Raw genomic sequence first — 21,014 nt, forward strand, 5'->3', positions numbered from 1 at the left:
TTCATACAAATCCTTATCATATGATTTTAGCTTTAAATATTATTTAGAAAAGATAACCACCAAAATTTTCAAGCCATAAGATTTTGTAGCTCTTTTAGGACCAAGGTAATGCAGGAAAACTACTTTAGCTCATTAATTACCGATAAGCAGAAAGATGTATATTTTTTGCTTTGGAAGATATAAGAGATTTAGCGATCTTAGAAAACCCTTATGTAGCACTTGAGGGTAAAAAAGCTTAATTATTATTAATGAAATTCAAAGATTACCAGAATTTATTTCCTACTTTACAAGTTTTAGCAAACAAAGATGCAAGGCAGAGTTTTTTAATACTAGGGAGTGCTTCAAGAGATTTAATTAGACAATCTTCAGAAACACTTACAGGCATAATATCTTATATAGCATGTATCTTTTTTCTTTTTCTAACCAAGAAAAAAGATACACATTAGAAGCAGATAATGTAGAACAATTACATTTTTTGTGGATTTCCAAATTGTTATCTCTATCCATAAACAGATTGTGACTGGTTAGAACAATATATTAAGGACTTTTTTAGAGCGTGATCAATTCCACCTGCTACATTATGTCATTTTGGACTATGCTTACTCATTATCACAGAAATATTTTTAATGCTTCTGAAATTGGGAAATCCTTAGCAGGAAGAGATATACTATACAAAATTATCTAGATATTTTACTGATTCAAGGATATTTGATCATTTAATTGATATTTATTCACCTGAGCAATTATTAAGACATCCAAAACTAGGAGCAAGTTTTGAAGGATTTGCTCTAGAACAAATAATACAGATTTTTAATAAACACAGCGAGGATTGCTATTACAGCGATACTCCTACTCGTACTTCTTCAATGAATAAAGCAATATAATAATGAAATAAATTTAAAATTATACGAACTATTTTTATATACTTCTGGCAGCAAAAATACCAATTATCAAGTAATATCACTGTTGTTCCAGTTAAGGATATAGTATACTTTTGTATAATTTACCTATACTCATAATCCTTATATAATTTACTGGTAAGTGCTTGTTCCCATTTGTCGCCGTTTTGCAGTAATCTTTCCTTATCGTAAATAAGTGCGGTATGGGTAAGGCTTGCAAACTCGAAATTAGGCCCCTCAACTATTGCATCTACTGGACAAGCTTCTTGGCACAACCCACAATAAATGCATTTTGTCATATCGATATCATAACGAGTAGTACGCCTACTGCCGTCATCTAATGCCTCTGCTTCAATCACTATCGCTTGTGCAGGACAAATCGCCTCACAGAGTTTGCAAGCAATGCAACGTTCTACACCATTTTCATAACGACGCAGTGCATGCTCACCCTTAAACCTTGGGCTCACAGGGCTTTTTTCATAAGGATAATTGATTGTAACTTTAGCTTTAAAAAAATATCTCAAAGTCAAAGCCATCCCTCTTACTATCTCATATAGAAAAAACGATTTTAAGTAGTTTATCATTATCTATTAAAATTTTAAGTTTGAATCGATAGTATTCAGTAATTCCTTAATAGTAGGAACATAGTCTATTATTCGCTTATAAATTTCATCTAAAAGTTTCTCATCATAAGCATGCGATATTACGGTCAGTAAACATATCAATCCATAGATCTTAATCATTTATTATACCAACATTAACCTCTTTGAGAACTTCTTTAGGCTTATGTTTATTTTTGACATATATAACTTTTTTATTATTCAATATATTTTCATAAAGTTCAGGACTTATTGTTGTAGACTCGAACCTAACATAATCTATCTTTAAAAGAGCATCCACATTTTCTACAATATCTACACCTTTTTAACCATTCTTGATCTGTAATATTGGGACCAATAATTGCAAGATCAATATCAGAACGCTTTTTATTGTCACCTTGAATACGAGGAACTAAAAAGCCATATTTCCTTTATAAACGGTAAAGATTGCAATTGCTCAATAAAGAAGTATGTTCAATATCTTTAATCATTCACAATTTACTATAGTTAATGTTATTATTCTCAAACACTTGGCAAATGATCGGTATACATAAGAACACTTGACACTAATACCACCCAAAATAGTGTGAGCGGCAATAATACTTTCCACCCTAAACGCATTAGCTGATCATAGCGATATCTTGGTAGCGTTGCTCTAATCCATAAAAAGCAGAACAGTAAAAATCCAACTTTAAAAGCAAACCAAAAGAAACCAGGAATACAATCTAACCACGAGATATTAAAAGGCGGTAAATAACCACCTAAAAAGAAAGTAGTAGTCATTGCACTAACAAGTATCATATTAGCATATTCACCTAGGAAAAATAAAGCAAATCCCATAGAGGAATATTCAACATTATAGCCGGCAACTAACTCTGATTCTGCTTCAGGTAAATCAAAAGGCAATCTATTTGTTTCAGCAAGCACTGAGATAAAAAACACAACACCCATCGGCAATAGCATTAAATCGATCCACCATGGAATTGTTCTTTGTGCTTCAATAATCCCACTTAAATTAAGAGTACCGGTAGTAAGCAACACGGTAATAATAACAAGTCCCATCGATACTTCATAAGAAATCATTTGAGCAGATGAGCGTATAGCACCAAGGAATGCATATTTTGAGTTACTAGCCCAGCCAGCAATAATAATTCCGTAAACACTTAAGGAAGAAATAGCAAGAATATATAAAACACCGACATTAATGTCTGCAAGAACTAAGCCCTTTGCAAAAGGTACAACCGCCCAACCGATTAAACTTAATATAAAAGTTATCATCGGTGCTAAAATAAATAATATTCTATCGGAATTGGTTGGAATGATTGGTTCTTTGAATAAGAGCTTAACTGCATCGGCAATAGGTTGCAAAAGCCCAAACGGTCCCACAACATTTGGACCTCTTCTAAGCTGCATAAGACCAATTACTCGACGTTCCACATATGTTAAATACGCAACGCACAATATTAAAGGAACAGTGATCGCCACCACCTTTAAAGCGATTATAATTAATGGAAAAGTATATTCAAAAAAGAGTGATGTCATATTTCATTGTGTCATCATCCCACGACTTGATCGCAGAATCTAAGGAAAATTATTTTATAATACTTTAAATCATGCCAATTAGGGTTGTTAGATTCGATTAAATCTAATTTCCATTTTCTTTTATATTATTTTAATTCACAACTAATTGCTAAATTAATATCATTACACTGTTCAAAATAACCTTTTATTTGAAAGTATATAAACATAGTATTCGTTCATTTTTAAATACTAGATACCGCAATCAAGTCGCAGTATGATACTTTATGTTCTCTACTTTGCTTTTAGCCTCTACGCACTTAGCCATAGTTACCGAATTTTTACTAATTATGTCAGTCATATAATAATTAATAGGTTCTGCAGTTATAGGCTCTTTTAATAATTTATCTTTAGATCTAAATTGAGTAAATTTATTCTCTATAATTTTACCAATACTAGCAAACACCTTATATTCTTCAGCAAGCTTAGTCCGTACTGCTTGCAAATTATTCATTCCAATATCTATTTTTAAATGACATGCAAGCTCTTTAATAATTGCTATATCTTCTTTAGCATCTCCTACAGGCGATACTATTTTTTCTGCTATTTGTGGTCTACCTTCTAAATTTACGTAAATGCCACTCTGCTCAGTATAAGCAGCTGCAGGCAAAATTACATCTGCATTAGTAGCACCTGCGTCCCCGTGATGTCCTTGATATACTATAAAAGCCGATTTAAATTTATTAAATTGGGCTTCATCGCTACCTAGTAAATACGCTAATTTTATTTCCTTTAATTCATCAACTGAGCTATTAAAACCGATATCAAGACCACCAACTATAGAAGCGTGATTATGTAATATATTAAAGCCCTTCCAATCATCACGCATAATATTATATTCAGCTACTATCTTATGAATAAGCGACAATATAGCATATCCGTCATCTCTTACATATACACCATCACCTACTATAATTATCGGATATCTTGCTGCTTTTAAAGTTTTAGTAAACTCATGAGTACCAATGATTAACTCCTCAATAATCTTAATATCACCTCCTAAATCCTGAATTTCATAAGTTTGATTATGCCCTGCTCCTATTCTGGCTACTTTTAATGAACCTGCACGCACCCTTTGCCCTATGCGACTATTTAATATAGGTGCTATTTGTCTTGGATTTGCTCCGATTAGTAAACATAAATCTGCCTTTTCTACACCAGCAATAGTTGTATTAAATAAATAATTTCCTCTCTCGCTTGTATCGATTTTATAGTTAAACTGATTAACACTATAATTATTACTGCCAAGTTTCTGAAGTAACATTTTTAGCATAAACATTGCTTCAACGGATACAAAACAGCCAGCAACAGCAGCAATTTGTTTAGGATTAATAGATTTAATTTTATCAACTATCGTATTTAAAGCTTCACTCCAGCTAGCTTCTACTAATTTACCGTTTTTTCTGATATAAGGACGATCTAGACGCTGATATTTCAGCCCATCATAGCTAAAACGATTTTTATCTGAAATCCATTCTTGATTTATTTCTTCATTAACACGAGGTAATATTCTCATTACCTCATCACCTCTACTATCAATACGAATATTAGAGCCTTCAGCATCATGCATGCCTATAGAATTTGTATGTCTTAGTTCCCATTTACGGGCTTTACAGGCATATGGCTTAGAGTTCAAAGCACCAACAGGACAAATATCAATCATATTACCGGAAATTTCTGAATCGAGAGCTTGTTCTAGATAAGATGTTACTTCCATGTGTTCTCCACGATGAATAGCGCCCATTTCTTCTATTCCCGCTATATCATTGGCAAATCTAATACATCTAGTGCATTGTATACATCTAGCCATCGCTGTTTTAATCAACGGCCCCATATATTTATCTTTAATAGACCTTTTATTTTCATAGAATCTATTAGTACCTTTACCGTATCTAAAAGCCTGATCCTGCAAATCACACTCACCGCCCTGATCACAAATAGGACAATCTAAAGGGTGGTTAATCAGAAGAAACTCCATCACCCCTTCACGTGCTTTCTTAACCATCAGTGTATTGGTATGAATAACCATACCACTGCTGACTGGCATTGCACAAGAAGCTATAGGCTTTGGAGATTTTTCCATTTCAACCAAGCACATACGACAATTACCAGCGATTTTTAGACGCTCATGATAACAAAAATGAGGGATTTCTTTGCCTGCTTGTGTACAGGCTTGATAAACGGTGCTACCTTCTGATACTTCTATTGCAGAGCCATCTATAGTAAGCTTTATCATCTTTTGTTTATCCCCAGTAGCAAATTACAAAAGCAATTTGCTAATGCTTTAAAAGTTGTACAAATCAAGCTTGAAATGCTTCTTTGCTTGATTTGGAAATAAATTTTTAAAAAAATCATTATTTTTTACAATTTTTCCAAATAGTATATTATATAATAATGCGCTATTCGTATTATTTTATCCAATAAGTCATAGGGTTTGGATAAGCTTGATCTTCTATCATATACTTAAAACCGATGGCAATACGAATTATATACCAAACTGCCAATGCAAAGTACAATACTACTCCAAGAATGATAAATGTAAATATGAAACATACAATCCACCCAAGAACTCCAAGACAAAAAGTACGCAATAGAAATACATAATGGCTAATAGCACAATTATCCCCTTTATCTTTATTGAAATATACAAAAAATACTCCAATTAATGGCAATATCGGAGCTACTATCCCGCATAGATATAATATATATACTACAATTAAATTTTTCTTACCGCTCTCAACATATTCTTTAAGATGCCTATCCATATGTTTACCTCCTTATGTCATTCCCTGTAGGTGGGTAATACAGAAAAAATCTTTACCTAAATCTTTCCAATCAGGATTGATTGTTTCTATGAATTTTATTTTCCAACCATAATTCCATTTTTTTAATGCTTTTTCTCTAGCAAGTCCTTCTTTAAGATCAGCAAATTCTTCGTATATACAAGCTTTATAATATTATATTTTACTGTAAATCACTTAATCACTTTTTTTTGCTTATGTTCATAAGCACGACACAGTATATTATAGTAATACCAATATACAAAGTACCATTACGATCAAAACATAATATTATGTACCCAACATTATTTTTGCTTTACTGTTTTCTAGATTCCCGCCTACGTGGCAATGACATCATTTCAAACTCTCTATCACAAAATGCATAATACTTCCATGCTTTATATAATTAATCTCATTATCCGTAAATATTTGCAATATTAAATCTATTGTCTGAGTCGCTCCGTTTTGTTTTTTTATCACGCATTTAACAGGATTATAAGGTCTTATATGCTCATTTAAGCCTATAATATCAATAGATTCCGATCCATCTAACTTTAAATCTAACCTTGTATTGTTACCGGTAAAAGTTAGCGGTAAAATACCCATACCTACTAAATTTGAACGATGTATTCGCTCAAAACTCTCAGCAATCACTGCCTTTACACCAAGCAGTTGCGACCCCTTTGCTGCCCAGTCTCTTGATGAACCACTACCATACTCTTTACCTGCAAAAATCACTACCGGTGTGTTATGCTCTTTATAGTCCATAGCTGCATCATAAATAGTTTGCTGCGTACCACTTAACTGGTTTATAGTAAAACCACCTTCTACACCTTTACACATCTCATTTTTTATACGGATATTAGCAAATGTGCCACGCATCATTACTTCATGGTTTCCTCTACGTGATCCGTAAGAGTTAAAATATAGAGGCTCTATATGATGATCTATTAAATATTTCGCAGCAGGACTAGTGTTACTAATACTGCCTGCTGGTGAAATATGATCGGTAGTAATAGAATCACCGAAAATAGCTAAAATTCGTGCAGATTTTATGTCTTTTATATTAGTCTTGCTGCCCATCTCCTTAAAATAAGGCGGATTATTAATATAGGTACTATTCTTATTCCAGTTATAAGTAGCACTAGTAGTAACCTGTAAATCTTTCCATTCTTTTGTTCCAGTAAATATATCAGAATATTTTTCTATAAACATAGAGGAATTAATTGAATTTGCAATAACGTTATCTATCTCTTCCTTGCTTGGCCAAATATCTTTTAAATAAATATTTTTTTCTATCGGTTGACTATTTAAATCTATATTAAGAGTGCCGCTAAGTGCGTATGCTACAACTAAAATAGGCGAGCAGAGATAACTTGCTTTAGTAAGTGGATTAATTCGTCCTTCAAAATTTCTATTACCTGATAAAACGGCAGCAACAACTAACCCGTTTTTGTTAATAGTTTCCTCTATTTCCGGATTTAGAGATCCGGAATTACCGATACAAGTAGTACAGCCGTAACCTACTAAGTTAAACCCCAATTCATCTAAATATTTATCAAGACCGCTAAGCTTCAAATATTCTGTTACAACTTTTGAACCTGGAGCAAGAGAAGTTTTAACCCAAGGCTTTACATTTAATCCGTGTTCTAGTGCTTTTTTAGCAAGAAGTGCTGCACCGATCATAACACTAGGATTTGAGGTATTAGTACAGCTAGTAATCGCTGCAATTACTACATCACCGTTACCGATTTTATAACTCTGATTTGCTACGAGATATTTTTTATCAACGTCTTTATTTTCTATAGCAAAATTCGGTAATTCTTGTTTAAAATTATTTGCTACATCGTTTAAATTTTTCCTATCTTGCGGACGTTTCGGACCGGCTAAAGAACTTTGTACTTTCGATAAATCTAGCTCTAACACCTCGGTATATTCTAGCGTTTCCGAAGAATCATACCAAAGATTTTGCATTTTAGCATACTCTTCTACTAATTTAATTTGTGCTTTTTCTCTTCCTGTTAGTTCTAGATACTTTATTGTTTCATGATCAATCGGAAAAAAGCCGCAAGTTGCACCGTATTCAGGCGACATATTAGAAATAGTTGCACGATCGGAAATCGTTAGATTTTTAAGCCCTTCACCGAAAAACTCAACAAATTTACCTACTACTTTTTTCTTACGTAGCAATTCAGTAACAGTTAGAACTAAATCGGTTGCAGTAACAATACCAGTTAATTTACCGGTGAGTTTCACTCCAATTACCTCCGGTAAGATCATAGTAAGAGGTTGACCAAGCATTGCAGCTTCCGCCTCTATGCCACCAACTCCCCAACCAAGTACCGATAACCCGTTTACCATAGTTGTATGGCTATCCGTTCCAACTAAACTATCAGGATAAGCAAGTCCGTCTTTATGCCACACAACTTTTGCTAAATACTCTAAATTTACCTGATGGCAAATACCAGTACCTGGCGGCACTACTTTGAAATTATTAAATGCTTGCTGCCCCCATTTAAGAAATGCATAACGCTCTATATTACGTTTCATTTCCATTTGAACATTTTTATCGAATGAATCCTTAGCTGCATAAGAATCAACGCTTACGGAATGGTCTATTACCAAATCAACAGGAATAAGCGGGTTAATTTTTAACGGATCACCTTCTATGTTCTTCATCGCATCACGCATAGCTGCCAAATCTACAATAGCAGGCACACCGGTAAAATCCTGCATCAAAACTCTTGCCGGCATAAAATCTATTTCTACATCAGATTTTTTAGTTTTTAGCCACTCTTTAAATGCAAGTAAGTTTTGCTTTGAACCATTAGAACGTAATACATTCTCGAATAACACTCTTAAACTATATGGAAACTTTTTTAATGGGAAATCGATATCATCTGCAGCTTTATTTATATCGTAAATTTTATATAAAATATTATCGACTGGTAATTCTTTCAGATATTCTGAATTATGCACTTTTTGCATGCGTTCCTCATTCTAATATTCATTATTTGGTACTTAGTGGCATTGCCGCTATGTCATTGCCACGTAGGCGTTGTTGCGTGGATCGATTTTCCGTTGTCATCCCACGACTTAACCACGGTATCCAATAAAATTTGACTACTAAATTTGTTTAAAGATCGAGAAGCTTAGTTGCTATTTCCGCTTCACTTAAATTCGTAACATTGATAGCTATTTCTGTAGCTATATTAATATAACTTCCTGCTACTTCAGTTACGCCGCCGGAAATAAGATAAGTGTTTTTGGGTTTATGCATATCATCTATATAAACCTGCACTAAACCAGTTTTCAAACTAACAAGCATCGGAGTGTGACTTGGCAACACCCCAAACATACCATCATCACCAGGTAGCGTTACCATTTTAGCTTGCTTTTCAAATGCAATACTTAAAGGAGTAATTATTTTAACGATAATTGTTTCATTCATATTTTGATTTATCCTTAATGTCATCCCGTGGCTTACTACGGGATGACACACAAAAGAGCTGGATTCCCACCTACGTGGGCATGACATCAACATCATTTTAAAGTCCGAGCTTTCTCAATAGCCTCGTCTATAGTTCCAACCATATAAAAAGCAGCTTCCGGTAAACCATCGTATTGACCTTCTACAAGTCCTTTAAAACCTTCTATAGTATCGGCTAAATCAACAAATTTTCCTTCCACTCCGGTAAATACTTCAGCTACATGGAAAGGTTGCGATAAGAAACGCTGTATCTTTCTAGCACGTGACACGGTTAATTTATCTTCTTCAGATAACTCATCCATACCTAAAATAGCAATAATATCCTGCAGCGATTTATAAGTTTGTAAAACCTGCTGCACTTGTCTTGCTACACTATAATGTTCTTCACCGACAATCATCGGATCAAGTACTTGAGAATTGCTATCTAACGGGTCAACTGCTGGATAAATCCCAAGTTCAGCTATCTGACGACTAAGTACTGTTGTAGCATCTAAATGTGCGAAAGAAGTAGCAGGAGCAGGATCGGTTAAATCATCGGCTGGTACATATATAGCCTGCACAGAAGTAATGGATCCGTGCTTAGTAGAGGTGATACGCTCCTGTAGTGCTCCCATATCAGTTGCAAGAGTAGGTTGATATCCTACCGCCGACGGAACTCTACCAAGCAGTGCCGATACTTCAGAGCCTGCTTGAGTAAAACGGAAAATATTATCCACAAAGAATAAAACATCTTGTCCCTCATTCATATCTCTAAAGCTTTCTGCAATAGTAAGCCCACTTAACGCGACTCTTGCCCTTGCTCCGGGCGGCTCATCCATTTGTCCATAAACAAGAGCAACTTTTGACTTTTCAGGCTCTTCAAGATTAATAACACCTGAGTCAATCATTTCATGGTAAAGATCATTACCTTCTCTAGTTCTCTCACCAACTCCTGCAAATACCGTATATCCACCGTGAGCCTTAGCTACGTTATTGATAAGCTCCATTATTAACACGGTTTTACCAACTCCTGCACCGCCAAACAATCCTATTTTACCACCTTTAGTATAAGGAGCAAGTAGATCGACTACTTTAATACCGGTTACTAATATAGTACGCTCGCTTGATTGATTGGTAAAACTAGGTGCTGGTTTATATATAGAAGAAACATTTGAGCTTTTAATTTCTCCCTTGCCGTCAATCGACTCACCTACAACATTCATAATACGCCCTAACGTTGCAGTACCTACAGGAATGCAAATAGGACTGCCTGTATCCACTACTTCTAACCCCCTTACTAATCCTTCAGTAGAATCCATAGCAATACAACGCACTGTATCATCGCCTATATGTTGTACTACTTCCAGCACTATCCTTTGATTATCGCTATAACACTCAAGGGCATTTAAAATTGCTGGTAATTTGCTATTATTCGTAAATTTTACATCCACCACCGCTGAAATAATCTGAGTAATTTTCCCGATATTCTTTGTCATTATTTTTTCTTTTGTTCAGGTTTGTTATTCCGTGGCTTGACCACGGGGCTCCAAATAAAAAAGACTAGATCCCGTCGTCAAGCCACGGAGATGATACAGCCTTATATCTAAACAGCCTCAGAACCGGCTATAATCTCTATCAACTCCTTAGTAATAATAGCCTGTCTTGATCTATTCAGCTTTAAAACTAACTTGCTTATTAAATCATTAGCATTATTTGTTGCATTTTCCATAGCAGTCATTCTTGCCCCTTCCTCGCTTGCTCTATTTTGCAGCAGAGCATAATTTATTTGGGAATTAACATATAAACTAATCAAGTTAGAAATTAAAGTTTCTCCTTCATACTCATAATGATATTTTTTTACTGTAGAATCATCCTTAGATTTTTCTACCGGTAAAATCTGTTGTCTAGTCATAATTTGAGTCATTGCGTTTTTAAATTTGTTAAAATATATAACACAATTACTAACTTCCAAATTGTAGGCTGCCGACATAATTTTTTGTTTTACTTGTAAGATTAGTTTTTCATCATGAATTTTGGATAACTCAAAATAACTATCAATATAATTTGCATACTGCCTTTTTAGTGCCTCGTAACCTTTTTTCCCAATAATAATAAGTTTTATTTGTTTACCTTTATTTTCTAAATCTTTAATATCATTCTTAACTTGCTTAATTATGTTGTAATTAAACGTTCCGCATAAACCACGCTGTGATGTCATCACTATCAATAGATTTACTTTATTTGGTACGGTATTAAAAAATTTTTGTCCTTCTATAGATAGCTCATACATATCAATTGCTAATATAGCAGACATCATTTTACTAATAGCCTCAATATAAAAATTTGAATTTGCTATTTGACTCTTTATTTTTGTCATCTTAGAAGCTGATACTAGTTGCATTGCTTTAGTAATCTTTTGTGTAGATTTAACGCTTTTAATTCTAGTTCTTAACTGCTTTAAATTTGACATATACTTTTAGTTATTTTAAATTCTAATTCCTAGCCAAAAGCTATACTGCTGATGTCATTCACACGAAAGCTGGAATGACATAGAGTGCAAGAATAACATTATGCTAATTAACTAGCTTTAATAAAAGCCTTAACAAAATTTTCTAAAAATGTTTTTAGTTTCTGCTCAGTTTCTTCAGTTATACGTTTCTCGTTTTTTATTGATTCCAAAATATCGTTTTTATTTAACCGTATTTCTGTAAGCATTTTATCTTCAAATTCCTTTACTTTCTGAAGCGGTACATCATGTAAATATTTCTTAGTGCCGACATAAATACTTACTATTTGCTCTTCTACCGGAAAAGGATGATATTGTGCTTGTTTTAATATCTCAACTAATCTCTTACCATGATCGATTTGTGCTTTAGTTGTAGGGTCTAGATCTGATTCAAATTGTGAGAAAGACTCAAGCTCTCTAAATTGAGCAAGTTCTAGCTTTACCGAACCTGCCACTTGCTTCATAGCTTTTATTTGTGCTGCAGAACCAACTCGGCTTACTGAAATACCAACATTAACAGCTGGTCTTATGCCTTTATAAAATAACTCACTTTCTAAAAAGATTTGTCCATCGGTAATTGAAATAACATTTGTCGGGATGTATGCGGATACATCACCTGCTTGCGTCTCGATTATAGGAAGTGCCGTAAGTGAACCACTACCTTTTGCATCAGACATTTTAGCCGCTCGTTCAAGCAATCTTGAATGCAAGAAAAATATGTCACCTGGGTAAGCTTCTCGCCCAGGCGGCCTTCTAAGTAATAATGAGATTTGTCTATATGCTACAGCATGCTTACTTAAATCATCATAAATAATAAGTGCATGCATGCCGTTATCACGAAAATATTCACCCATGCTACAGGCAGAATAAGGGGCAATGAATTGAAGAGCAGCAGCTTCTGATGCAGTAGCTGCAATAACAATTGTATATCCCATTGCTCCAGCAGCTTCTAGTTTTCTTACTATCTGTGCAACACTTGATCTTTTTTGCCCAATAGCTACATAAATACAATAAATTTTATCGTGTTCATTAGTAAGTAAATGAGCTTGTTTTTGATTAATAATAGTATCGACGGCTATAGCCGTTTTTCCAGTTTGTCTGTCACCTATTATTAGTTCTCTTTGTCCTCTGCCTATCGGAATTAAAGAATCAATAGCCTTTATACCAGTCTGCACAGGTTCACTAACACTTGCTCTTTCTATTATCCCCGGAGCTTTCACTTCAATATTTCTGTACTCTTTACTTGCAATATCACCTTTTCCGTCAATAGGGTTACCAAAAACATCAACAACGCGACCAAGCAAAGCTTTTCCTACCGGTACTGCTAAGACTTCTTTGATTCTTTTAACATTATCGCCTTGCTGTACTTGGTTATCATCCCCCATAATTACAGCACTGACGCTATCATTTTCCAAATTTAAAACAAGACCCTTAACACCGGATTTAAATTCTACTACTTCACCAGATTTTACATTAGCAAGACCATAAATTTTAGCTATACCGTCACCGACAGTTATTACCTGCCCTACTTCCTCAAGTTCACTTAAGCAATTAATATTAGCTATTTCCTTTTGTAATATTTCAGCTACTTCAATAGGCTTTAGTTTCATGTGGTTTACGTCTCCCTAAATGCACATTGTCATCCCACACGACTGGATCGTGGGGTCTAGTAAAATTAACTACTATAAGTTGTTTTCTTAATACAGTGGACAAACCATGGTATGACAACAATATTCAAGTATTAATATTAACTTTCTTTAAAACTTTCGTTATTTTATCTAAACTACCTTTTATTGAGTAATCTTGCAACATACTATCATATTTAATTACAATACCACCAATAATATTGCTATCTATATCAAATAATATTTCTGTTTTTTGATTTAATTCTTTTTCTATATGAGACTTAATCCACTCTTGCTCTTTAGGTTTTAACTTATTTGCAGAAATAACCTGAACTATCTTTATATTTTTACTTTCACATAGTAACTTATTAAATACACTTATTATATCTGATAAGATAGTCATGCGGAAATTTTTTATTAATAATAATAAAAAATTATATACTATTGTATTAATTTTGGTATTTTTTGCTAACGAATTGATTGCCTTAATTTTATCATTCTTATTGACTATAGGAGAAAATAAGAACTCTCTAATATCAACATTATCGGTAATTATACTATTTATAGAGGTGATTTCCTCAAATACCTTATCCTGAATATTATCAACCATAGCATTATTAAATAAAGCTATGGTATAATTCCCTATTAAATTATTTTTATTCATATATACTTCTTTTCTTTTAAATGTAGTATTTATAGTCCTTTTAAAAGAAGTTTTAAATAAAAGGTATTTGATATGAAAAGTGGTTTCCATCTCAAATACAAAATTAATTTATGTTTTTATTTTTCTTACTTCATAAATTTCATTTACTTGGACTATATATGCATTGCTCTATCATAAGCAACTAGTACCGACTCATGCATCATTTCCGATAAAGTCGGGTGTGGGAAGATAGTATTAATTAAATCCAGTTCGGTTCCTTCTAAATTTTTTGAAATCACGTATCCTTGTATTAATTCCGTAACGTCCGAGCCTATCATATGAGCTCCGAGTAACTCACCAGTTTTAGCATCAAATATGGTTTTTATTAACCCATCGCTATCACCACTTACTAAAGCTTTGCTGTTAGCCATAAAAGGAAATCTGCCTATTTTAAGCTCATAACCTAAGGCTTTTGCTGCTTCTTCAGTTAAACCAAGGCTTGCTATTTGTGGTGAAGAATAAGTACAGCTAGGAATATTATGTTTATTAATAGCATGGGGTTTTAAGCCAGCTATGCTTTCCGCTACAATAATACCTTCATGGCTTGCTTTATGTGCTAGGCAAGGTGCTCCTGCTACATCTCCTATAGCATAAATACCTGATTCCGCAGTTTGCATTAATACGTTAGTAACTATATAGCCGTTTTCTACTTTAACTTTTGTTTTCTCTAGTCCTAAATTTTCCGTATTCGCTGTAATACCTACTGCCATAAGTAAGATTTCAGCTTGTAATTTTTGTATCTTCCTGCCTAACTCTAACTCAACCTCTATCTTATCTTGTAATTTTGTTTGCTTAATTAACTTAGCATTTGTAATAATTTTTATTCCCTTTTTCTCAAATCTCTTATGAGCGATGCTGGCAATTTCCGTATCTTCAGCAGGCAATATTTTAGTGTGAGCTTCAATTACGGTAACATCAACGCCGATACTATTATAAAATGAAGCAAATTCTATACCGATTGCCCCCGAACCTACGATAATTATAGATTTTGGCACATGCTGAGGTATCATAGCTTCCTTGGACGTCAAAATTTGTTTACCGTCAGGCTCGAATCCTTTCAATATTCTAGGTCTAGCACCAGTAGCTATAATAATATTCTCTGCTTTTATAGATAATGTATCACCTTGTCCACCTATATTTATTATCTTATTGCCTGCAAGGCTTGCTACTCCATCTATCACGGTCACTTTATTTTTTTTTAATAATAACTTAACGCCACCTGCAAGCTTACCTGAAATTTCTCTTGAACGCTTAACTATTTTCTTAATATTGATTTCAGCACCTTTAGAATCAATTCCATAATCTTGAGCATGTCTTATGTACTCAAAAACCTCAGCAGATTTAAGCAGAGATTTAGTCGGTATACATCCCCAGTTCAGGCATACCCCACCCAAATGTTCTTTTTCTATTAATACAACTTTTTTCTTTAATTGTGCTGCTCTAATTGCTGCAACATATCCACCAGGACCACCACCTATAACGGCTACATTGTATTGTTCCATTTTATTTTTATTTCGTTAATTTGTTTATATTGTCATACCGTGGGTTGACCACTATATCAAGTAGTGTTTAATTTTATACCACGTGGTCAAGATACAGGGTGACACAACGGATTTTACTGATCTATTTAACAAAGCCCTGTCCCAGGGGAATAACATAAGCAACTCTCAAGAAAAACCATACTGCTTTTTAGCATCCACCTATTCTGCTCATACACTTTAATCTGTCCAATAATCTGGGCTGTACCCTCACCGCCTTCTGCTTGTACTACTTTAAGACCTTAATATAATGTATCTCTAATAATATCTTGATTGTTTTGAGATTTTAAGCATTTCATTCACTGTTGCGTAGGGATTTACCTAATCTATAGAGGTAAGTTTTATTAAATGTGACAATACGGCGACTTTAGCACCTAAATTTCTTATTCTTTCGGCAAGTTCATCTAAGCTTTCAACTAAATCTTCATATTGTCCTTCAAATAATAAATGTAGACTTCTAAACTCTGCTCCTTCTACATTCCAACGATAATTCTGCGTTTTAAAATATAAAACATAGCTATCTGCTAAAAATTGCTCTAAAACTTTTACGACTTGAATAACAACCTCAAATTTCTATGAACTTTTTGATTTTATAACATTTCTTTAGATACTTCAAGAGATAACAAAATTTATAATTCATTTCCACATTTCTTCATGAGAGTAAGTTTTAGCATTTTCTTTATCAAGTTTTTGAGTAATTTTTGATAAAATAAATATTCTGTCATTTTTTTTGTAACCACCATACAAACCATCCAATTTCCCTACCTTATAACTTTTGAGTTCTATCTTGACTCAGTTTATTACCACTGTCTATTTATCATAAAGCTTTCAACCATCTACAAAATCTTCAATACACAAAATATTTTTAGTCATTTCTTAGGCTTTAAGATTTACAGGTAATTTATTCTCTGCGAGTTTTTGAAGAAAAGTTAATTGTTCTTATCTTTAGGTATTTGAGGTTGCCTCCAAACTTTCAAGATAGCCAGTATATTCTTCTTTAAAAGGTAATTTTGGATAAGTATCATCAATTAAAACCTATCATAACCCATTAAACTTATAACAATTTTAAATGTTGAGCATGGAGTAGAACGGGCATTGCAATTACCTTTCTTATCTAATAAATTTATCATTTTCTTGAAACAAAAAACAATCGGCTTGAGTTATAAAAGGTATAAGTAGTGATATTAGGGTAGTTATATAAAATAATTTTTATATTATAAGCTCCAAGTAAATGATAAAGTGGGTAGATGAAGTGTAATTTAAAAAGAGCAAGGTACTTTGAAGTTGAAACCACAGCGTAGGTATACTACGTAAGAAATTATAAGCGAAAAGTAACGCCGCCAATTTTTCAAATTAAACAAGTATACAGTTTAATAAATTTCTTGAGACTGATCCTTTATACTGGGCACATAATCAAAAATATCATTGTTATCACGATTATCGATCATGTCTTCATTCTCAAGCATTTGAATGTTATTGATTTTAAATGCTTCTATCACACTACCGTTTGGCGTAATTTTACCGGTCGCCCTATCTACTGCTAATAATTTTATTGAATCAGGGACTTTGAAAGGCAGCACCGGTTCATCCTTATAAGCGTTACTCATAAAATCAATAAAGATCGGTAATACAACGTTTGATCCGGTTGCTCTTTGTCCAAGGGTTCTTGGGGTATCATAGCCAACATAGCTGCCGACTACTATTTTGGGTGTAAAGCCTACAAACCATGTATCTTTACTATCGTTACTAGTGCCGGTTTTTCCACCAATAATCTTCCCTAACTTCTTTGCAGCATAGCCGGTTCCTCTATCTATTGCTCCTATTAAAAACGAAGTAATTTGATAGTCACTAGCTTCATCCGTAACTCTATATACATCTTCTTTGGGTATTTCTAATATTGCGGTATCTAAATTACTATCCGAAACAATGCAAGACGGACATTTTCTATTCTCTCTACGATAAATAATACGTCCGTTACGATCTTTAATTAATTCTACAAAATGAGGTTTAACTTTTTTACCACCGTTAGCAATAATTGCATAAGCATTAGTCATTCGTGCAAGCGTGGTTTCAATTGAACCAAGTACCATAGAATAGACTTTTTTTGGTTCATTATTAATACCGAAACGCTTAATTATATCAACGATTTTTGTAAGTCCAACAGCAGTTGCAACTCTTACGGTTATAAGATTACGAGATTTTTCAAGCCCAGTACGCATAGTGATTTCACCTAAAAACTTACCTTCATAATTTTTAGGACGCCAACTAGGCATACCTGGGCCTTGTGAGATCTCAATAGGACCATCGTTAAAAATCTGATTCGGCTTAACACCGTTTTCAAGAGCTGCTAAATAAACAAAGGTTTTACTCAAAGAACCTGGTTGACGAAGTGCTTGAGTTACTCTATCAAATTGACTGGTAGAAAAATCATAACCGCCGACACTTGCAAGTACCTGTCCGGTATTTGGGTTCATAACCATAATAGCGCCATTCACCTCAGGGATTTGACGAAGAGCATACCACTCTTTTATAACCTCAACTACTATTACATCACCTTTTTTAAGCAAAGCCTTAACTGACTTAAGGTTACTTCTTGCCCATTTCATTTCAGAAATAGGAATTTTAGATTTGCTACCGTCTATAAGTCCAATCTCTGCATGGTTATCTGTTACATCTAGAACTACAGCTAATTTATACTCTAAAAGGGATTGAGGTGGGGATATTTTTTTTAGCTCTTCTTGCCAGTTTTGGATAGAGATATTAGCTATAGGTTTTCTAAAACCGCGTTTTCTATCAAACTCCCTAAGACCTTTTCTTAAAGAATTTTCAGCTAATTGCTGCATCTTTACATCTAAAGAAGTAATAATAGTAAGACCTCCGGTATAAAACTCTTCCTTACTATTTAGCATCTTAATTACTTCTTCTCGCACCTGCTCGGCATAATAATCAGCTGCAACAGTTTCTTCTTTAGCTCGTTTACGTAGAACTATCGGACTGTCTATAGCTTCTTTTGCAGCTTCTTTTGTTATATAACCGTCTTCAAACATGCGTGTTATTACATAATCACGACGCCCTTTTACCCTAACATAATTTTTCTCTGGATTAAGTTCAGAAGGAGCTTTAGGCAGCGCCGCAATAAAAGCTGATTCTGCAATGGTAAGCTCTTCCACCGATTTATTAAAATAATTTTGTGCAGCTGTTGCAACCCCGTATGCACCACGACCAAAAAATGTTTGATTAAGATATAATTCTAAAATTTGATCCTTAGTAAGTACTCTCGAAATCATATAAGAAAGAATCGCTTCTTTAATCTTACGGTCAAGAGAAACCTTATTAGTGAGTAGAAAATTTTTGACCACTTGCTGAGTAATGGTAGACGCTCCTTCCATACGCCTATGATGTAGATAATTAGATATATTTAAAAATGCTGCTCTAATTATTCCAAGCAAATCAACCCCCGGGTGGTTATAGAAATTCTTATCCTCAGCGGCGATAAAACTTTCTATTAATGAACTCGGCACGCTATTAATCGGTACAAATACTCGGCGTTCAAAAGCGTACTCCTCCATTAATTTACCGTCACGGGAATAAATACGCGTTACTGACGGAGGGTAATAACGTGCAAGCTGTGAGTAATCAGGTAAATCACGTGAATAGTGATATATTATATACCCTACAACAACACAGCCAATTAAGATAAGTACGGCAAAAACTTTTAAACAAAAAAACAAAGATTTATACATTTATAGATAATATTTTTTACATATAATAAAATAGATGAAGAAAATAGATGAAGATGAACTTCAAAAAGAGTAGTCGGTCCACAAAGCAAGGAATAAAGCGTATACTATATAGTTCGTACTATACCCCACCATACTTGTAGGACTTTGTGCTAATTTTTGAAGTTCAATCTAAGTATATATTTCGCCGGTTAAGCTATTACTTGTAGCTTTTGTAATTTTTACATCAATAATTTTACAAAGTAAATCTTGATTAGTGTTGTTGATATATACGGACTGCATATATGGAGTTTTACCTATTATTTGACCGTCGAATTTACCACTACGATCAAATAGAACTTTCATGGTACTACCAACACAACTTTCATTAAAAGCTAGTTGTTGGCTTGATAGTTCTTTTTGCAATATAGTTAATCTCTCTGATTTTATATGTTCGGGTATTTGGTCTGTTCTAGTTGCTCCAGGGGTGCCTGGACGAGGACTATATTTGAATGAATAGCACTGACCATATTTTATCTTGCGTACCAAATCTAAAGTATCTTCAAAATCTTCATCTGTTTCACCTGGAAAACCGACAATAAAATCAGAAGATAACACTATATCGGGTCTTGCTTCTCTTAAGCGATTAATTATATTAAAATAATATTCTCTATCATGTTTGCGGTTCATTGCTTTTAATATTTTATTTGAACCTGATTGCACCGGTAAATGTACGAATGGCATTAATTTGGATTCTATGCTGTGCAGTTTTATTAGATCATCTGTCATATCTATTGGGTGTGACGTAGTATAACGCAATCTTTCTAAATTTGGAATTTGTGCTAAATATCTTATTAGATCAGCTAGACTAAATATCTTATCGTCTACACCCTTACCGTGATATGCATTTACATTTTGTCCAAGTAGCATAATTTCTCTAGCACCGTTGCTAACTACTTTTAACGCTTCCCTATAAACCTGTTCTACGTTCCTTGAAAATTCAACACCTCTAGTATAAGGTACTACGCAGAAAGTACAAAATTTATCGCACCCCTCTTGTACCGATATAAAAGCACTTGCCCCTTGTGGATATAATTGCTCAGGTAGCTGATCAAACTTTGCTTCTTCAACAAAATCGAGATCAATTAAATGTTTTTCATGTCTAACGACTTTAGAAATCAATTCTGGTAAATTATAGTAAGATTGTGGACCGACAACAATATCAACATAAGGAGTTCTTGTAAAAATCTCTTCCCCCTCTGCCTGAGCAACACAACCGGCTACAACTATTATTGCAGAGCTTAAACCGTGTTTTTTTCGTGTATCTTGTAGTTTCTTAATACGACCAAGTTCAGAATAAATTTTCTCGGCTGCTTTCTCTCTGATATGACAGGTATTTAGAATAATAACATCTGCTTCTTTAATATTTTCCGTGGACTCATAACCAAAGGGATAAAGCAAATCTTGCATCTTGACAGAATCATAAACATTCATCTGACATCCGTAGGTCTTAATATAAAGCTTCTTACTCATAAAATTTTTAATATATAAAAAGTTTTATATTATAAAATATCTAAATAATTTTATCAAATTTTAAA

14 protein-coding genes and 2 pseudogenes are annotated in these 21,014 nt (G+C 33.8%); all 16 read right to left on the minus strand.

Features of this window, described 5'->3' with window-relative positions; genetic code table 11:
- Positions 1-1,003 precede the first annotated feature (1,003 nt).
- The gene (nuoI, locus tag A1E_RS04540) at positions 1,004-1,483 is read right to left on the minus strand and encodes an NADH-quinone oxidoreductase subunit NuoI (protein ID WP_012149125.1); all 480 of its coding nucleotides are present in this window, start codon (positions 1,481-1,483) and stop codon (positions 1,004-1,006) included.
- Between the two features lie 151 nt (positions 1,484-1,634).
- Positions 1,635-1,799: a hypothetical protein gene (locus tag A1E_RS07005; RefSeq protein ID WP_012149126.1), complete on the minus strand. Its 165-nt coding sequence runs from the start codon at positions 1,797-1,799 to the stop codon at positions 1,635-1,637.
- Between the two features lie 221 nt (positions 1,800-2,020).
- Positions 2,021-3,040 (minus strand): NADH-quinone oxidoreductase subunit NuoH, encoded by a 1,020-nt coding sequence (gene nuoH, locus A1E_RS04545; protein ID WP_012149127.1) that lies wholly within the window; start codon positions 3,038-3,040, stop codon positions 2,021-2,023.
- A 241-nt stretch (positions 3,041-3,281) separates the two neighbouring features.
- Complete coding sequence (gene nuoG, locus A1E_RS04550; protein ID WP_012149128.1) at positions 3,282-5,312, minus strand: NADH-quinone oxidoreductase subunit NuoG; 2,031 nt, start codon at positions 5,310-5,312, stop codon at positions 3,282-3,284.
- 172 nt (positions 5,313-5,484) lie between these two features.
- On the minus strand, positions 5,485-5,841 hold the full coding sequence (locus A1E_RS04555) for a DUF4870 family protein (RefSeq protein ID WP_012149129.1): 357 nt from the start codon (positions 5,839-5,841) through the stop codon (positions 5,485-5,487).
- 12 nt (positions 5,842-5,853) lie between these two features.
- Positions 5,854-6,151: pseudogene (locus A1E_RS07010) on the minus strand (GIY-YIG nuclease family protein).
- 59 nt (positions 6,152-6,210) lie between these two features.
- Positions 6,211-8,844: an aconitate hydratase AcnA gene (gene acnA / locus A1E_RS04560; RefSeq protein WP_012149130.1), complete on the minus strand. Its 2,634-nt coding sequence runs from the start codon at positions 8,842-8,844 to the stop codon at positions 6,211-6,213.
- Positions 8,845-8,992: 148 nt separating this feature from the next.
- Positions 8,993-9,307 (minus strand): F0F1 ATP synthase subunit epsilon, encoded by a 315-nt coding sequence (locus tag A1E_RS04565; RefSeq protein WP_012149131.1) that lies wholly within the window; start codon positions 9,305-9,307, stop codon positions 8,993-8,995.
- A gap of 92 nt (positions 9,308-9,399) precedes the next feature.
- Positions 9,400-10,821 (minus strand): F0F1 ATP synthase subunit beta, encoded by a 1,422-nt coding sequence (gene atpD, locus A1E_RS04570; RefSeq protein ID WP_012149132.1) that lies wholly within the window; start codon positions 10,819-10,821, stop codon positions 9,400-9,402.
- 107 nt (positions 10,822-10,928) lie between these two features.
- Entirely contained in the window at positions 10,929-11,795 is an 867-nt protein-coding gene (atpG, locus tag A1E_RS04575) for an ATP synthase F1 subunit gamma (protein WP_012149133.1), read from the minus strand.
- Between the two features lie 107 nt (positions 11,796-11,902).
- Positions 11,903-13,441 (minus strand): F0F1 ATP synthase subunit alpha, encoded by a 1,539-nt coding sequence (gene atpA / locus A1E_RS04580; protein ID WP_012149134.1) that lies wholly within the window; start codon positions 13,439-13,441, stop codon positions 11,903-11,905.
- A 124-nt stretch (positions 13,442-13,565) separates the two neighbouring features.
- Positions 13,566-14,120 (minus strand): ATP synthase F1 subunit delta, encoded by a 555-nt coding sequence (gene atpH, locus A1E_RS04585; protein ID WP_041405291.1) that lies wholly within the window; start codon positions 14,118-14,120, stop codon positions 13,566-13,568.
- Positions 14,121-14,272: 152 nt separating this feature from the next.
- Entirely contained in the window at positions 14,273-15,661 is a 1,389-nt protein-coding gene (lpdA, locus tag A1E_RS04590; protein WP_012149136.1) for a dihydrolipoyl dehydrogenase, read from the minus strand.
- A 125-nt stretch (positions 15,662-15,786) separates the two neighbouring features.
- Positions 15,787-16,255: pseudogene (locus A1E_RS05935) on the minus strand (Dps family protein).
- A gap of 812 nt (positions 16,256-17,067) precedes the next feature.
- Positions 17,068-19,440, minus strand: coding sequence for a penicillin-binding protein 1A (locus A1E_RS04595; RefSeq protein ID WP_012149138.1), 2,373 nt, complete (start codon positions 19,438-19,440; stop codon positions 17,068-17,070).
- Positions 19,441-19,608: 168 nt separating this feature from the next.
- Positions 19,609-20,949 carry a tRNA (N6-isopentenyl adenosine(37)-C2)-methylthiotransferase MiaB gene (gene miaB / locus A1E_RS04600; RefSeq protein WP_012149139.1) on the minus strand — a complete coding sequence of 447 codons (1,341 nt, stop codon included), beginning with the start codon at positions 20,947-20,949 and terminating at the stop codon, positions 19,609-19,611.
- Between the last annotated feature and the right edge of the window lie 65 nt (positions 20,950-21,014).

This window comes from Rickettsia canadensis str. McKiel, assembly GCF_000014345.1.
GTDB classification, from domain to species: Bacteria; Pseudomonadota; Alphaproteobacteria; order Rickettsiales; family Rickettsiaceae; genus Rickettsia; species Rickettsia canadensis.

Excerpts from the sequence above, each read along its gene's own strand:
- nuoI (WP_012149125.1), bottom strand. The coding sequence starts at position 1,483 with ATGATAAACTACTTAAAATCGTTTTTTCTATATGAGATAGTAAGAGGG.
- nuoH (WP_012149127.1), bottom strand. The coding sequence starts at position 3,040 with ATGACATCACTCTTTTTTGAATATACTTTTCCATTAATTATAATCGCT.
- nuoG (WP_012149128.1), bottom strand. The coding sequence starts at position 5,312 with ATGATAAAGCTTACTATAGATGGCTCTGCAATAGAAGTATCAGAAGGT.
- A1E_RS04555 (WP_012149129.1), bottom strand. The coding sequence starts at position 5,841 with ATGGATAGGCATCTTAAAGAATATGTTGAGAGCGGTAAGAAAAATTTA.
- acnA (WP_012149130.1), bottom strand. The coding sequence starts at position 8,844 with ATGCAAAAAGTGCATAATTCAGAATATCTGAAAGAATTACCAGTCGAT.
- A1E_RS04565 (WP_012149131.1), bottom strand. The coding sequence starts at position 9,307 with ATGAATGAAACAATTATCGTTAAAATAATTACTCCTTTAAGTATTGCA.
- atpD (WP_012149132.1), bottom strand. The coding sequence starts at position 10,821 with ATGACAAAGAATATCGGGAAAATTACTCAGATTATTTCAGCGGTGGTG.
- atpG (WP_012149133.1), bottom strand. The coding sequence starts at position 11,795 with ATGTCAAATTTAAAGCAGTTAAGAACTAGAATTAAAAGCGTTAAATCT.
- atpA (WP_012149134.1), bottom strand. The coding sequence starts at position 13,441 with ATGAAACTAAAGCCTATTGAAGTAGCTGAAATATTACAAAAGGAAATA.
- atpH (WP_041405291.1), bottom strand. The coding sequence starts at position 14,120 with ATGAATAAAAATAATTTAATAGGGAATTATACCATAGCTTTATTTAAT.
- lpdA (WP_012149136.1), bottom strand. The coding sequence starts at position 15,661 with ATGGAACAATACAATGTAGCCGTTATAGGTGGTGGTCCTGGTGGATAT.
- A1E_RS04595 (WP_012149138.1), bottom strand. The coding sequence starts at position 19,440 with ATGTATAAATCTTTGTTTTTTTGTTTAAAAGTTTTTGCCGTACTTATC.
- miaB (WP_012149139.1), bottom strand. The coding sequence starts at position 20,949 with ATGAGTAAGAAGCTTTATATTAAGACCTACGGATGTCAGATGAATGTT.